This is a genomic window from Desulfopila aestuarii DSM 18488 (assembly GCF_900143695.1).
Taxonomy (GTDB): Bacteria; Desulfobacterota; Desulfobulbia; order Desulfobulbales; family Desulfocapsaceae; genus Desulfopila; species Desulfopila aestuarii.
Genome location: NZ_FRFE01000018.1, coordinates 54,194 through 69,666, shown reverse-complemented (window position 1 = coordinate 69,666; position 15,473 = coordinate 54,194). Strand labels below are relative to the sequence as shown.

The 15,473-nt window shown below is 51.6% G+C and carries 10 protein-coding genes; 3 read left to right on the top strand and 7 right to left on the bottom strand.

Annotated elements, in window-relative coordinates; all coding sequences use genetic code 11:
• Positions 1-28 precede the first annotated feature (28 nt).
• Entirely contained in the window at positions 29-1,477 is a 1,449-nt protein-coding gene (locus BUF15_RS16765) for an MltF family protein (RefSeq protein WP_084554120.1), read from the bottom strand.
• Between the two features lie 466 nt (positions 1,478-1,943).
• Between BUF15_RS16765 and BUF15_RS16760 the strand changes: the two genes are divergently transcribed.
• Positions 1,944-2,453 (top strand): DUF2062 domain-containing protein, encoded by a 510-nt coding sequence (locus BUF15_RS16760; protein WP_073614864.1) that lies wholly within the window; start codon positions 1,944-1,946, stop codon positions 2,451-2,453.
• 45 nt (positions 2,454-2,498) lie between these two features.
• On the opposite strand, the gene BUF15_RS16755 is transcribed toward BUF15_RS16760, so the two are convergent.
• From BUF15_RS16755 to BUF15_RS16740, 4 genes are all read right to left on the bottom strand, one after another.
• Positions 2,499-5,714: an AsmA-like C-terminal domain-containing protein gene (locus tag BUF15_RS16755; RefSeq protein ID WP_143170750.1), complete on the bottom strand. Its 3,216-nt coding sequence runs from the start codon at positions 5,712-5,714 to the stop codon at positions 2,499-2,501.
• Positions 5,715-5,912: 198 nt separating this feature from the next.
• Positions 5,913-6,155, bottom strand: coding sequence for a hypothetical protein (locus BUF15_RS16750; RefSeq protein ID WP_073614862.1), 243 nt, complete (start codon positions 6,153-6,155; stop codon positions 5,913-5,915).
• Positions 6,155-7,453, bottom strand: a complete 1,299-nt coding sequence (locus tag BUF15_RS16745) for a porin family protein (protein ID WP_073614861.1) — start codon at positions 7,451-7,453, stop codon at positions 6,155-6,157. The genes BUF15_RS16750 and BUF15_RS16745 overlap by 1 nt, the downstream gene beginning before the upstream one ends.
• Before the next feature lie 51 nt (positions 7,454-7,504).
• On the bottom strand, positions 7,505-8,752 hold the full coding sequence (locus tag BUF15_RS16740; RefSeq protein ID WP_143170749.1) for a hypothetical protein: 1,248 nt from the start codon (positions 8,750-8,752) through the stop codon (positions 7,505-7,507).
• 313 nt (positions 8,753-9,065) lie between these two features.
• Here BUF15_RS16740 and BUF15_RS16735 point away from each other — a divergent pair, with 313 nt between their 5' ends.
• Complete coding sequence (locus tag BUF15_RS16735; protein ID WP_073614859.1) at positions 9,066-10,316, top strand: molybdopterin molybdotransferase MoeA; 1,251 nt, start codon at positions 9,066-9,068, stop codon at positions 10,314-10,316.
• A 10-nt stretch (positions 10,317-10,326) separates the two neighbouring features.
• On the opposite strand, the gene BUF15_RS16730 is transcribed toward BUF15_RS16735, so the two are convergent.
• Complete coding sequence (locus tag BUF15_RS16730) at positions 10,327-12,018, bottom strand: mechanosensitive ion channel family protein (RefSeq protein WP_073614858.1); 1,692 nt, start codon at positions 12,016-12,018, stop codon at positions 10,327-10,329.
• Between the two features lie 158 nt (positions 12,019-12,176).
• Positions 12,177-13,568, bottom strand: a complete 1,392-nt coding sequence (locus BUF15_RS16725) for a hypothetical protein (protein ID WP_073614857.1) — start codon at positions 13,566-13,568, stop codon at positions 12,177-12,179.
• A gap of 450 nt (positions 13,569-14,018) precedes the next feature.
• Here BUF15_RS16725 and BUF15_RS16720 point away from each other — a divergent pair, with 450 nt between their 5' ends.
• A complete protein-coding gene (locus BUF15_RS16720; protein ID WP_073614856.1) occupies positions 14,019-15,452 on the top strand; it encodes a circularly permuted type 2 ATP-grasp protein in 1,434 nt (477 codons plus the stop codon).
• Positions 15,453-15,473: the final 21 nt, after the last annotated feature.

Sequence of the window (15,473 nt, the reverse complement as noted above, 5' to 3'; positions counted from 1 at the left end):
TCGTCGCTTGTATCTAAGGCTCCTGCGTCTAATGACCCTGCTCCACCTGACCATTCCGGGATTCCCGCATCTGTAAAGCAAGCTTGTAGGCCACATAGTACTTATAAATATTGGCCACATATTTTACAGTCTCCTCGCCAACGATACGGGCTGCAGCATACTCGACATTTTGGAACCAGATGTTGGGGTTGTTACCAGATTTTTCAGCAAGACGACGAAACTTGCGCAGATTCCCCGGTCCTGCGTTATAGGCAGCAAAGGCCATCAACGTTTTGTTGACTGGATCCAGTTGTGCATCGTTGAGATATTTATCGGTGAGCAGACGCAGGTACTTGGCACCAGCCTCGATATTTTTCCCGGCATCCTTGTCGATGTCCCGGATATTTATCGCCGGGTCAGCTGCAGTGGCAGGCAGCAACTGCATGATTCCCACAGCCCCCCGGTGACTTCGGGCTTTCTGGTTCAGCATAGATTCCTGATAGCCCTGGGCAACCAGCATCAGGTAATCGAAATTATAGTTGATCCCATGCTGCCTGAAAAGATCTACCAGCTTTCTAAATTTCAACAGCTCCTCCTCAGAGGTAGCGTTAAGGATCCTCTTGTTGTCCCGGACGTGACGTTTAACCATAATATTGCCAAAGGTAGTGCCGACCCTGTGCTCTTTCATGAAGTCAGCCAGCACGCTCTTCAATTGCGGGCTATTTTTGCGAATGGCCCAAGCGAGATCACCACCCTTGTTGATATACACGGAATCGTTAACCTGCATCTCGGTGAAAAGTGGAGCCCAGATCTGTACAAGATAGCGGTCGACCACCGTGGCCCGGATGAGCCCAGCGTTGACCATCTCCAACAAGTCCTCCGACTCCAGCCACTCATCCGCTTTTATGATGGAGATTGACGGCAACCTCTGCGCCTCAAGATGCTCGTTGATCGCGGTCAGATGCTCGTAATAACTGCTTGAGCCCCTGACCATAATCTCTTTTCCCGCTAGACCCTCAAGATTCGTTACCTCAGGGAAACCCGGCACCGTCACCAAAGCCTCCCTCACCCCATCGGCAAAAGGTGTGGTGAAGTCCACTAGGGCCAGCCGCTGATCGGTAACAGTGAGCCCCCCCATGGCTATATCACCCTTGCCGGCGATAAGATCCGGAAGGAGTTGGTCACGCTGCACCGGAATAAATGCCACAAAAAAAGGTTGGCTCTTTACCTTTGGCGGATATTTCTTTTTGAGCCAGGTTTCGAGAGCTTTCCCATAATCGTAGTCGATACCCTGCTGAATGCCACGATCAACCCGGTAGAATGTCTTGCTGTACGGAACTAATATTCTCAAATAGTTACGTTGCCGAATTCCATCAAAGTCCCCTGTCCAATTTTTCGGCAGTGGGAGAACCATGCGGTCAATCTCTGCCTCTTCTGCAGGTGTCAGTTGCTCAGGGATTTTGTCAAAATCCTCAACACCGACCTGTACGGTAGGCATCACTACAGATGGTTCAGCAGCTTCCAATATTGAACCGCCGAAAGCAGGAAACAAAAAAACAGTAAGGCAAACGACAAATGCGCAAAGAGCAATCAGGTTGTTTCTGGGCATAGAGTACAGGCCGGACGGCCACAGACAAAAGGGAAAACAGCATTGAGTATCCAAACGGATTATTGATATGAAAAGTGTATATCCTGCCTGGTTATTTCGTCAATGCCCTTCTTGCCTCTTATCACAAATTGTTTCCGGATATAACGATTTATCTTGTCCATAGCAAAACAACCATCACTACCTGCCCACTGTATAATCCAACCGGTCTTGCTGGCTTTTCATGCGTAACTGAATTATCCTGTGCGGATGGCAAACAGGGCACCGTCCACGTTCCCAATTGCCGTTATTTTTTTACCGGGCCTGGCAGCCAGGTTTCAGGCAGTTGTCTTCTAAACGTTCTACACATGGACAAGAAATGGTCATTCCCTTCCGCTCTGTTTTCAAATGGATGGTACTTTTGAGAAAGTCTCCCCGGGCAATTTCCGGTGGTTTCGCCCTGGGGACATTTCTCGCCTTCACCCCCACTATCGGTCTGCAGATCGGTATAGCTATCTTCCTGGCAACCCTTTTAAATCTCAATCGACCGGCGGCGGTTCTCATGGTCTGGATCACCAACGCCGCGACGATGGCTCCCATCTACGCCTTTAACTATCTGGTTGGTACCTTCTTCTGGTCCGGACCACCAGTCAAGGAAGTGTACACAACCTTCGAGCAGCTCGCTCTCAATCTGCTTAAACTGGAAATGTGGGATTTACTGGACCAGTTTGAATCGGTTTTAAGCCTCGGGCGCGAAATCATCATCCCACTATGTATCGGCAGTACCATTGTCGGCATCGTTGCAGCTGGAATTGTCTACGGGATCTCTCAAAGTCTTTTACGTTTTATGATCGCTCGTCGCGAAAAAAAGCGGGCAATAGGGAGATAGTGCTAGCAGCAATCAACACCCAACTTGTTTGCTTCTACCAGCAACCTATTTACGACCGGGAAGAATCGACTCCAGCAATTTAAAAGGCAGATTAAGGGATCTCGCCCCAAGATTCAAAAGACTCTTGCTGACTGAGGATGCGGACATGACAACGACCTTGGGATTCTCTAGGCTGCCAGTAATACTCAAGGGAATCGCCACAAGGCTTCCCCCCATTAAATAGTTGACTCCTGGGATATATTTAATCACCGAGTCCACCGTTTTAAATGGTGCTGCGAGCAACTCGACATGCAGGGTACTCTGTTCTAAGTCAATAAAGCCGCTGCCTGCAAGATCAAGAGTCTCGCCATCCATGTGGATCTCGTCGAGATGGAGTTTTCCCTCCCCGAATTTCCCCACTATTTTGATCGTGTGGCAGGATAAACCGCTTGTGGAAAGCTTGGGCAGCCGTCCCCTAACCACTTCGGTGACGTTCAGCACCTCAAGAATAGCAGCAGCCATCCGTCCCTCTTGGATAACGCCGTTGGCAAAGGTAATCTCAAGCGGCCCTTTCAGGTTTCTTATCAGTTTTTTGACTGTTCCACTGGTCGTTATTCGTCCTTTGGTGGCCATGGTGCCAGTCATCTTTACCTTTCCCCGAGTCAAACAGGCGTAGGTTGTTGTAACATTTAAATTTTTACCATTCACCTCTACGACAAGTTCAAGATTGTCATCTCCATAACTGCCCCTTCCTGTGACTGGAATACCGCACAGTTCTGTCCGCTCAACGTTTGCGCTAATTTTGTCCCGCTGAACGTCGACGGTTCCCGTTACCCGCTTGAAGAGATACTCCTTCCAGAGCAGGTCGTCTATCTCCGTCTGTAATTTTGAACCTTCAGCCTCAAGCGTAATCTTGCCGATCCCAAGTACATCATCACCGGTTAGCGGCAACAGTAACTCCGAGCCTTTCAGGCGCCCCTGAGCCGTGGGCATGCTATTTTTTGCCGCAGGAATCTTCACCCCGATATCACCATCAAGAAGCCCCTTGCCGGCAACCGGATGCACAAATATTGCATCCAAAGTCTTTTGACCGAGCGTCCCCTTGAAACCGGCATCAATTCCATTCTGGTTGCGGACGAACTTCAGCTCGGCCAGATCAGTTCCGATACCTTGTATTTTTAATTGTTCAACGTTCAACCCTTTTTTTCCATCGTTCACGGCAATGGTCAGCAACGGTCCGGTGCCAAAGGAGACATTGCCGACAAACCCGCTTGCGTCATTCTTTGTCCAAACAAGTCGCGCGTCGGAAAGGGAAATCGGCGTGCGAACAGCATACTTTTCCGGAACAGAGAGCATCGACTGGAGCCAGGCAACGCTTTCAGGCCCCAGGGTGCCGTCCAGACCCAGGTTAACTGCACTCCAATCCCGAAGCGTTCCCTGCAGTTGCAGCTTGCCATCCAGTGCCAACACGTTTGTCTTCTGCAAGGTGAGGCTCTGGTCATCAAGCGTAAATATGCTCTGGGGTATTGTGATTTTGTCAGGGAAAGCAGGCGTAACCAGAATAACATCTGCAATATCCCCGGTTGCTCCGTACTTCCAGGTGTTGGATTGGTCGATCGCCCCTTTGAAATGCGCATCATTGAGGCCCACCTTACCAGTTACAGACGTCACCGCCGTCAACTGGGATTTCAACCCTTCCATTTTCTTCAACCAGGAAAACAGTTCATCCAGTACCAGTTGCGACTCTTTGACATGCACATCAAGCGACAACAGTTTCTGCCAGTCAAGCATGCCGGAAAGTCCTGAAAAGACTGAACCGCCGAGGGTGCCATTCAGCTCGTCCAACGTCACCCTGTCTTTTACCATACCCGCCCTGCCGCTTTTGATGGAAACTGGATAGGGTAACCCCTCATGGGAAAATTTGAGGTTGAGATCGGAATCCTCCACTGCCACGCTGAGGTTCGAAAAGCTGTCTCCCAGAGTCAATTTACCAATGCTATTGCCTTCCAACATGGTGATGCGGTCAAGTTCCCGGGTATAATTGGGATTGTCCACCACCCGCTTGAGAATAGTCTTACCCTCGGCCAGATCGGCATCCAGCATGAGCTCCAACTGGAAGAGATCATCGTTTTCCGCAAGGCCTATGGCCAATGTACCTGAATGACCGGCAGTCTTGCCAAGACGGGCCGACAGCTTGTCACCTCGCAGCACGCCGTCAACAAGTTGTACCTCACCTTCCACCTCGCTCAGTTCAAGACCGATTTCCGGCACGGCGACCTTGCCCCCGCGCAATTGCCCGTCAAGGTGGAAGCTGGCGTAATCTCCCAGACCGCCGAAGTTCACCGAATTAGCCACATAGTGGATCTGCAGAACCGTGCCGCCGGTCAGGTAGGTAAATATCTCGGGGATGGGTGTAGTCTTTCCGGCGATGCCCAGAGCCGCGGCCCGAGTGGCATCCACATCAATGTTTTGACCAACAATATCCAGACGAACACCCTTATCGGTCTGGTCAACGCTGCCGGACAGCCCAAGAGCAGGGCGGGCCATTGTCAGCTCTTCCAAACGGATGGCCATGATGCTACCCTGGATTGTACCCGAACCGGTAAGACCGATTTTTTCAAGGCTCTGGCGCTGGCTGCCCTTTTCAATTGTTAGTCGGGTCAGCGTGGTTGCGAGGTCAACCGTGGCGGTTTGCTCACGACCCAACGACAACTTCAAGGTCAGCGCGACGCCATCCCCTTCGAGCTTGCCGTCCCCCTTCTGCACAGTAAATCGGCCATCACTGATCACCAACTTGGAGCCTGCAATACTTAACCCGGCCAATGGTCCCGACGTGTTTTTTTCCTGTGCAGTCCTATCTGTGGACGGGGTTATTGCCTTGGGGTCTTGCAGGGTTACCGAGATATCAGGCCGCACTAGTTCAATCCTGCCCGCCGGCAAACTGCCGGAAAACAGCCCAGCAATATCTGGAAGGATACGAACCGAATCCGCCTGCCCATGAACGTTCTCAGGTAATGTGAAAGTGAGTCCGTGTAGTTCGATAACCGGCAGGGGATAATAGCCGATACCGATATTCTGGTAATCGAGAGTAATACCACCAGCAGCAGCGGCTTTCTGCTGGATCTTTCTCTTTACATCCGGATTGTTGATAAACTTTTCAGCCAACAGTCCGGCAACAACCACCAACAGCGACAGCACCGCCGTAGCCACAACCAACCATAGCGCGATGCGCTTGAACAACGATTTAGATTGTTGTTGTTTTTTCGTTGATATAGCTGACACAATAGTCCTTTACAGGCGAAACCAGAAAACGCATTGCCGGTACCTCGGCTGCCACCACGAAATTCTTTTTCTACAATAATAGCATCACATGAAATTTCCGGTATCTTCTTAGGAAAAAAAGAATATAGCTGGACAGAAAAGAAAAACAGCACCGCGCCGGACCATATCCTATCAAGATGGTCCGGCACGGCGCTGCTGTTATTGAGGCGCCTCCGCCTGCGTTTCTTTTTCAGCAGGTGGCTCTATTTTCGCCGGTCCGAGCAGAACAAACTCGCCAGCCGATCCACTGAAAATTCCCTTTTCCGGGCCTTCTTCACGGTTATTGCGTATTTCTCCATCCGGAGTGATACCCGAGCAACCGCTGGCAGCAAGACAAAGCAACACGACCAGGACCGCAAACATCCTACGTCCGCAGCAGTTATACAACCTGGCAGCGTTCATCAGAATTTCACCCTCGCACCGATGGTTCCAACGTTGATGTCATCGACATCGGCATACATACTATCACGATCAAGCGAATACTGGCGGAACTGGAAATACAGCTCGGTACCGTACTCGGCAATCGTCTGTACCATAGCAAAACCAAACGAGTCACCCTCGTCACCGCTCGCCGAGATATTTTCGCCGTAACCGTAATCAAGCCCAAATGAAGTCTTACCAAGGGGGCAGAACTGGGTCTGCCAGCCGAGTTTGGTATAGATGCTATACGGATCATCACCGTTGTCAGCATCTTTGGTACCGGCTGAGAACGTCAAGTTCAGCCCGGTCTCCTCGTGGAGTAGCGATAGAGACCCATCATACTGATAATCGGCATTGCTTTCATTGACATAGGCCACCGCTGCCGCAGCACCAGCCTTGAAGCCATACCCGGAACCACTCCAACGTAGTGCAGTATCCCACCGACTGTCGCTGATAACTGAACCGGCAACACCAAAACCGTAAAACAAGGGGGAATCGTAACGTAACCGACTCTTTCTGCTCAGGCCGTCAAAATCGTTGAAGGCATTGGAGACCTTGACACCGGTCAGCATATTTGTTGATGACTCACGAAAAAGTAATCCCCCAGCAATATCCGCATAGCTTGCATACTGGATGACATCTGTGCCGGAAAGATCCACCTCAGCGGTACCGTCGGAGGGAGTACTCCCTTTACCTAAAGAAACTTTTCCATATTGTTTACTCTGCAGATAAAGTTCGGCAACACGTTCTTCGAAAAAATCACCCGATTCCTGTTTACTCTGACTCACATCACCAGAGAGATTTGGCGCAAGTGCAATCTCCAGGTTAGTACCAAGAGTCAGATCCTCGCTCATGGCACCAGTGCCAACAAAGCGGATACGGCTGTTGGAGGCCCCATTGTCGACAAAATACGCATCCGTTTGATCACCGTCATCCGCAACATTCACCGCCCTGTTAACCTGTCCGGAAACAGCAAGTTTCACCCGCTCCGATCCCGAAACAACCGTCTTCGCGGCCTGGCTCGAGGTTTTCACCTCTTCCGCCACCGTTTTGGCCTCCTGGGCCTGGGTCTGGGCCGCCACCGCTGTCTGCTGGAACTGGTCCACCTGTTGCTGCAGCTTGTCCAGCTGCTTCTGCTGATCCATAACCAGTTGCTGCAACTGCTCTAACATTTTGGCATCAACCGTTACCTGTTTGGCCTCAGCCTGGACAGCCGGAACAAACTGCGCCATCAGCAGCGCCCCCGCGCCTGCCAGCAATGCTCTCTGTTTTCTATTCATCTCTTATCAACTCCTTTTATTGCTCTTTATTGGATAATCTACCGTTCCCGTTTATTTGATCAGCACCTCGCTGCAATTTTCTTTCACGATCCAGCCCCGTTCCGTCAGCATCGACAGTGCTTCACCATCGATTTTGCCGCTAATCCACACTTCCTTGCCACCTTTTACTTCCAGAGCAGCAATTCCCTCGTTGAGCTTATCGATTTTCTTTTCAAGTTTGGCGGTCCGAAACACATAATCAACTGGCGCAATGAGGGCCACGGTGCCGCCTGTGGTCAGAATATGCAAGGTACCGTCAATGGCAACAATCCGTTCAACCGGAGCGATATTGGCGTGATAACCGGCCATCATTTGGGCCACAATCCGGTAGTAGACGGCTACCGTCCGCTCGGTGGCCGAACTGGCAACGGTCAGGAAAATTTCTCTATCATTCACGCCTTTCATGGTATCCAGCTCACCGACCAGTAAGGTTTTTTCCTGTGGGTTGAAATTGTAATTGCTCATGAAAGCATCAATCTGATTTGCCGCAACTCCCATCTTCTGGAGCTTCTGCTGATTAATTTTACTGAGCTCCGCCGGAGATTTGTCCCGGACCAGTTCTTTCAGCCCTTTGGCGGTCCCTGAAATTCTCAACCCCATGGCCAAGTCAGTATCCACCATGACCAATACCGCTTTCGGGGTGAGTCCTCCCGCGGTGGCGGCGCGGGCGATCTCACCCAACTCCTTGACCACCGGTTCGTAACTGGTATACGGATCAATCCCAAACTCGAAGGCAAACTGCCGTTTGGCCACATCATAACCAAGGGCAACCTTCAGGGCGTTATCCTGACTGGGATCATCACTCACGATAGACGCTCCGATATTGCTGAAGAATCGGCCGGCACCCTTGACGATGTTCTTGCTAGTTTCCACCGGCTCCTGCACCAGCTCCACAACCGTCTGCACTGGCGCTTTGACACCCTTGATCACGGCATCGCCAAAAATCCCCTTGCGATCCACCTCTTCCATGGCCTGCATGGCCTTCAATTCACCAAGACGCATCATGAGCTGCGCCGTACTTTCCACCATGATCGGGCCATAGCTGGTGGAAAGGCTGTATGTGTTGATCAGGCCGTCATTGCGCACCGGATCAACGATTGTGTAGTTGTTGCCTTTCAATAGTTCCTCCGACAAGACATCCGCAGCACTTAAGGCAACTGGCAGTTGAGTCTCGGCCTGGACTGTACAGGGCAATCCCCCGCTACAGAGAATCAATAGACATGAAACGATACACGAAACAGTATGAAACGATTTCTTCATAGATCACCAGACAAGGGTATAGGAGGTTAAGCCATGGGAAGGTTGTCCACAAAAGACATCATCACGTTGACCCCGATATTGTGGAACAATCTGCTGAAATAATAAAAACCGCTCTCCATCCCAGAAGAGCAGAAACAGGGAAAGAATCTGTCTCGACGCCATGTGCGGCACCAACCCTTTTCCTAACAGGAACATTTATCACACATTCGCTATCTTGTCCAAAAAAGTATGCAAATTCTTCTGCCTCACGGTCAGATTGTGGTGTATGCTGCATGCAAGAACAGATTCTCTCTACTTGAGTAAGGAAACGAGCTTGAAAAAACAACAAGCCATACCAGATAATACCGACATGATTATGGATCACCCCGCCTGCATGCGGAAAATTTCCCAACTGATAATGGTGATGAAGCGGGAGGTGGTTCCGCTCACCACAGCTCTGGGACGGGTAACCGCCACCGACCTCACTGCACTGTTGCCCCAGCCCGCATTCCGGCAATCACTCCGTGATGGTTATCTGGTGGCATCAGGGATAGGTGAGGCAGGTTCAGACCAGATTTTCCCGATAACCGGCATAATTCAGGCAGGCAATGTGACTGAAACTGTCATACTGCCGGGCCAGGCCATACGCATCATGACAGGGGCGATGGTGCCAAAGGCTGGCAACCGGGTCATCCCGCAGGAAGAGTGTAGTAAAGACAATGACATGGTTCGCATTCCGGCACATGCGCTTGGGAATCTGCGAACGCATATTGAGGAAGAGGGCAGCGAAATGGCTGTAGGAGATCTCGTGGTCGCGGCCGGGACAGTTCTGCAGCCAGAGCATATCGGTCTGCTGGCCACAACGGGTCTCAATGAAATAGAAGTATTCCGCCGCCCCCGGGTCGGTTTTTTCTGCACCGGCAGCGAACTGGTTGAAATCGGAAGTGTGCCTTTGCCCGGCCAGAAAATTTCCTCAAACCAGCATCTCCTCGCCGGACTTGTCCGCCGCTTTGGTGGTGAGCCAAGGTTTCTCGGGACGATACACGATACACACGCCGCCCTGGCCCAGACATTTGCTGAACTGCGGGCGACAGAATGCGATCTTGTTATCAGCACCGGCGGTATGGGGCCCGGCAAATATGATCTCATCGAACAGGCGTTTCTCGAAGCCGGCGGTGAGGTGATCTATAACCACCTCGATCTTACTCCGGGCAAGAACTCGCTCTGCGGCCTTCTCGGTGAGAAACTCTTTTTCGGGCTTCCCGGCCCACCCACCGCTGTGCATGCCCTGATGAACGCCGTCGTCGGCCCGGCACTCCTGCAGATACAGGGCGTCGGAACGTTATATCCCATGATCATCAGTGCCTGTCTCAGCCAGCCCATCACCATTCGCCGGCCAGGAATCATGCAACTGCGCGGCGGGATCCTCTCCTACAGTGACGGACGCTGCCTGGTGAGAATGGCGGGTAAACACGAGCCGCCATCCTGCTACATGGTTATCGCTGCCGACAGATCCTCCTATAAACAGGACGAGTTGATCGAGGTTCAGTTGACCGCAACACCCTTTGGCCCGCATTTCTCATAAAAGATGCGCTTTACCCCTCTGCCTTATGGACTGTAAGCTGCGGGAAAGGTATCTCCCAATCGTTTTGCGTGCAACACTCAACACACCATTTCTGGATGGCCCGCTCAATCCGTTTGCAGATATCGGCAACATCACCATCAAAATCGGCAATGACCAGCAGATCGAGCGATGAGGAATTGGCCTGCATGAACTCCACCAGAAGGTTGAGGCACTTCTTCGAATAGCCTTCTTCTTCCATGCGCTTTTCCAGATAGCTTTTCAATATCCTCGGAATTTCATCAGTCGCTTTATCCTGCAAACCGTAACTTATGCCAAATGGAACTTTCATCCGGAAATTGCGTGACAGGTTGGCTGGACAGGCCTGCAGAAAAGCCTCGGTGGGATAGAAGATACGTCTGCCACCCCGCTCGACCAGCTCGACCTGCTCGTGGGACAGGCTCACCACCTTGGCCCGGGAACCGCCGTTCACTTCGACCCAATCGCCTTTGCGGCATGGGAACCAGGCCTCATCGGGATCAAAGGGCCGTGACGTCAGACCGATCAGGTTTTCGATCGGCACCCGCAGCTCAGTGTCCAGCGAAGGGTTCACCAGTTTGCAGAACACATTGATGGTAGTCACTTGCCACGGCAATCCGTACATCATTATCCGCTCATTTTCCCGGACAGCACCGACATTCAACATGAGCCGTCCCTCCTGCCACAAACGTGGCACACCCTGACGAATGGTCCAGGCAAGACCCAGAAAGAAAACGATGGCCATACTGAGCAGGAACCAGTCTTCCGCCAGATAGAGGACAAAAAAGAGCCCAATCACTGCCAGGACGACCGACAGAACCTGGAAGATGATATAGAGGAGCCGTATTTTAAACGAACGCTCCTCCTGCTGGCCGGTAAGCCGGACTGAAATTCTGACAATCAGGCGATAGAGCAGTCGGAAACCAAGGAGAATGGCAACAAAAGTGAGGAGTGCCATAATCAGATAACGGCCACGGTCACGAAAAAAATTGCGGACCGACTGGCTGGAGCTTTCAACCAGCGAAACTTCCTGGTCTTCCAGCTGAGCCAGTTCCCGCTGAGCCAACTCCAGTTTGTTAGCAAGCCGCTTCTGAATATTCTGCCATTCCGGCTCCAGACCTTTAACCTCTTTAACTACCTGTTTGTTCTTACTCTGAACGCTCACCTCCTCAAGGTGAGCGACACCCTGGTTGGCTGCTGCGGACAGCTGTTCCAGTTCCGCTATCTTATCTTTGAGATTGGTCTTCTGCCTCGCCCGGATAGTAAAACGCTTGAGCTCTTTGATCGCCGGTTCAACAAGACTTGCTACTTCCTCTTTCCAGCTGAACACCTCGGGCTTCTTCTCAGCAAAGAGGGCCGGCTCAATACCTGTGGCAATCCGCTCGAAATCATTACTGTTCTCAGAGAGTTGCTTATCGAGCTGCGAAATTTCCTTTTCAAGAGACTCTTTTTCGGCGTCCGACTTACTTGCTTCAAGCTTCTTTTTCGACAGCTGCATCTGCTCCTTAAGATTCTTCCGCAGTTCTAAAAGCGAAGCGAGGATTTCTGCCGGACCGTTTGGTTCCTTGGCGGCGGGCTGCTCTACTGCAGCTGCCTGTTCAGAGGTGGCGGGAGCTTCGGAAAATGATGAAGGCGGACAGACCAGAATCGCAAGGCAAAATGCCGTAATAATATACAATCTTTTCATGGTGGTTGACGGATTACGATACAGAGATGTTTCAGATATGATGCCTGGCCAGAGCAAAACCTACGGCAGGCGCTGTTCAGTTACCGCGTATAGTAACCCAACAGCAGATTATTGCGACCCCAGAATTGGCAAAGCCGTTCAGGTGAATGGCAGTTCGATCAGATGCGCCGTGGACCGAAAGTTGGCTGGATAGTGTTGGAGGCCGTCACCATTCTGCCCTCGCCCAGAGTGCCCAGGGTGACAGACAGCGACTCGCCACTTTTGCTGGCGAGCTTAAACCAGTTACGAATCTCTTCTCGCAAATTTTCTTCACCAACCCCCTGTCGTGGGCTGCCTTTGGTGAGCGAATTGTCCAGCCGCCCTGAATTGATGAAGGTCCATTGTTTTTCCTGCTGGGAGACAATACCGGTATGGCCCCGCCGCCTGGTGGAAAACGAAAGGATCTGTCCCTTATCGAGCAGCGGCTCCATCTCTTCGTAGAGATTTTCTGCATCCCGCTTCCAGTTGGCGGTGTGGGGATAGTTTTTGGAAAGCACCAGAGAGCCGGCAGCTTTCACCACGCCTTCTCCGTTCAGGTAGGCATTAGCCGGCAGCCCCTGCTCTTTTGCCATGCGGGTAAGTTTGCTAAAAAGGCCGCCTTTACCGCTATAGGGGATGTTCATCCGCTCAAGGCCTTTGACCAGCAATTCGTAACAGTTTATATCCTTATAATTTTTACCAAAAAATGGCCGCACCGCTTCAGTCAGGTCGCTTGCCTGCTCTCCAGCTGCCGTTAAGCGCTTTGCCGGTTCTGTTGCCTCAATCTTCTCAGGCTCGCTTGTCTTTACGGCAGCCAGAGCCACAGATTGTGGTATCGTCTCTGCTGCAGCCGCCATGGCCACCCTGCCTCCATCACCCTGCCAACTGATCTCACGGGTGGCCGGATTGATTGTCACCACTGCCCCAAGGGGAATCCGGCGAAAGTCTTTTCCATTATTCACCGATGAGGAAATAATGTTCCAGGTATCATTGCCAAATTCGGGATGCGCTTTCAACAGATGGGAGATGGTGGGAGTTTGCCGGCTGATAACACCAAGCTCTGTAGAGCTGGTAACCGCCTCTGGCGAGACCTTTTCCTCAACAAACTTGACCGGTGCAGCAGTTTCGTGGAGTACTGGTCTTTCTGCCGCAACTTGCACGGGTTTTGGTACTGACACCGCCGGGGAACCCGACCAGCTGAGGCTGCCGTCCTGACGGTTATAGTAGATTTTGGTACCCGACACCAACCGGGTGTAATCCCTGTCGCGATTGACCGGAGAGGAGAGGATGTTCCAGGTGGAGCTTTTCAATTCCCGATTATGCATCAGCAGTTCGGAGACGGTCTGGCGACCACGGCCAATTTCACCAACCAGAATCCGATCGCCTGAGCCACCCACTGTTCCCTGTGCAGAAGTCCGGCCGCTGAACTCTTGCAAATGGCTGGCAAAAGAGACAGAATAGTTCGCTTTTGCGGTTGAAACCTTTCTGCCTTGCGTTGCGTGCCCGTTTAAGGAAGCGATATATTTGTTCATAACGTCTACTCTGCCTGCTGATGCGTTCCTTTATCTGCACCATGCTGCGCATGATGGACAGGTGTCTCTACCTTCACATATCGGCAGATTGCACCTTTTTCTTCACCCTGACAGAAACTTTTCTCCTTGCATCCACTCCTGACAACTTCCGACCCGATCGGACAGCTGTCACAAACCTCTCTTCCATTACCAGAGTCTCCCCATATTGCATGGTGCAACTGCAACCTCCTCAACCCCAGATACCGGCTTCAGGCCAACAAAATCATTGCATTAACTACATGGACCAGATAGCCTGATAACTATTCACAACAAGGCGATTTTACTGTTTCGGCCTCTTTCCACCACTCATCGCCTGTACGTTTTACACTATTGTTCTGATTGTACAGAAATGTCCCAAACATTGTATACAATCACAATTCCTCACCCCAATATCTATGAGGAGAAGAAGTGATGCAGACATTCCAGAATTATGATTCGAACGGATTTTTCGATGAACTGTTTGATTCGAACGGGAACCCCCGTCCTGAAGCCCAGCTTCTGATAGACAAGATCGAAGCACTCCCCCCCGGTGAGTTGCGTATTCGTCAGAAGGCGGCTGAGGCCCAGCTCCTGAAAATGGGCATCACCTTTAATGTTTATGGTCGCAGCGAGGGAACCGAAAAAATATTTCCCTTCGACATTATTCCCCGTATTGTTTCATCCACCGACTGGGAGCAGATCGAAGAAGGCCTCAAGCAACGAATCTTTGCGTTAAATGAGTTCCTCCAGGATATCTACAACGATAAGAAGATATTAAAAGATAAGGTCGTGCCTGAAGACCTTATCCTCTCCAGCAAGACCTACCGCAAACAGTGCGAAGGCTTCACCCCGCCACGTGGCATCTGGTGTCATGTGACCGGCACCGACCTGATCCGCGATCATGAGGGCCGTTTCATGGTGCTGGAAGACAATCTGCGCTGCCCATCCGGTGTTTCCTACGTTCTTGAAAACCGGCAAGTGCTGAAAAAGACTTTCCCCCAGGTGTTCGCCGCCTCTCGGGTCAGGCCGGTTCAGGATTATCCCAGCAAGCTGCTTGAACTGCTGGAGTATCTTGCTCCTGACCATGTCCAGTCACCCACCATCGGCGTGCTCACTCCCGGCATCTATAACAGTGCCTATTTTGAACATTCCTACCTTTCCCAGCAAATGGGTGTTGAACTGGTGGAAGGCCAGGATCTGGTTGTCTCAGACGGCTATGTCCACATGCTAACCACCAAGGGCTTGAAACGGGTTGATGTACTCTATCGGAGGCTCGATGACGACTTCATCGACCCGCTTGCCTTCCGGCCCGACTCAATGCTTGGTGTTCCCGGGCTGATGGAGGTGTACAAGGAAGGAAGGATCGCCATGGCCAACGCCCCCGGCACCGGTATCGCCGACGACAAGGTAATCTACGCCTATGTCCCTGAGATCGTCAAATATTACACAGGCAAGGAACCCATACTGCCCAACGTCCCCACCTACATCTGTCGAAAAGACGACGACCGGAAATACGTGCTCGATCATCTCGATGAGCTGGTGGTCAAAGCCGCCAATGAATCAGGAGGCTACGGTATGCTGATTGGCCCTCATTCCACCAAGGAAGAGCAGGCTGCCTTTGCCGAGAAAATTACGGCAGAGCCCCGCAACTACATGGCCCAGCCCACCATCAACCTTTCCCGCGTACCAACTATTGTCGGCGACAATGCCATCGAGGGGCGACATGTGGATTTACGACCGTATGTTTTGTTCGGCAAAGACATATATGTCCAGCCAGGGGGGTTGACCCGAGTAGCCCTGACCAAGGGTTCGCTGGTGGTCAATTCCTCGCAAGGCGGCGGCAGTAAGGACACCTGGGTCGTGTAAATAGGATTATTCAAAGGAGAA

Excerpts from the sequence above, each read along its gene's own strand:
- BUF15_RS16765 (WP_084554120.1), bottom strand. The coding sequence starts at position 1,477 with ATGCCTACCGTACAGGTCGGTGTTGAGGATTTTGACAAAATCCCTGAG.
- BUF15_RS16760 (WP_073614864.1), top strand. The coding sequence starts at position 1,944 with ATGGTCATTCCCTTCCGCTCTGTTTTCAAATGGATGGTACTTTTGAGA.
- BUF15_RS16750 (WP_073614862.1), bottom strand. The coding sequence starts at position 6,155 with ATGAACGCTGCCAGGTTGTATAACTGCTGCGGACGTAGGATGTTTGCG.
- BUF15_RS16745 (WP_073614861.1), bottom strand. The coding sequence starts at position 7,453 with ATGAATAGAAAACAGAGAGCATTGCTGGCAGGCGCGGGGGCGCTGCTG.
- BUF15_RS16740 (WP_143170749.1), bottom strand. The coding sequence starts at position 8,752 with ATGAAGAAATCGTTTCATACTGTTTCGTGTATCGTTTCATGTCTATTG.
- BUF15_RS16730 (WP_073614858.1), bottom strand. The coding sequence starts at position 12,018 with ATGAAAAGATTGTATATTATTACGGCATTTTGCCTTGCGATTCTGGTC.
- BUF15_RS16725 (WP_073614857.1), bottom strand. The coding sequence starts at position 13,568 with ATGAACAAATATATCGCTTCCTTAAACGGGCACGCAACGCAAGGCAGA.
- BUF15_RS16720 (WP_073614856.1), top strand. The coding sequence starts at position 14,019 with ATGCAGACATTCCAGAATTATGATTCGAACGGATTTTTCGATGAACTG.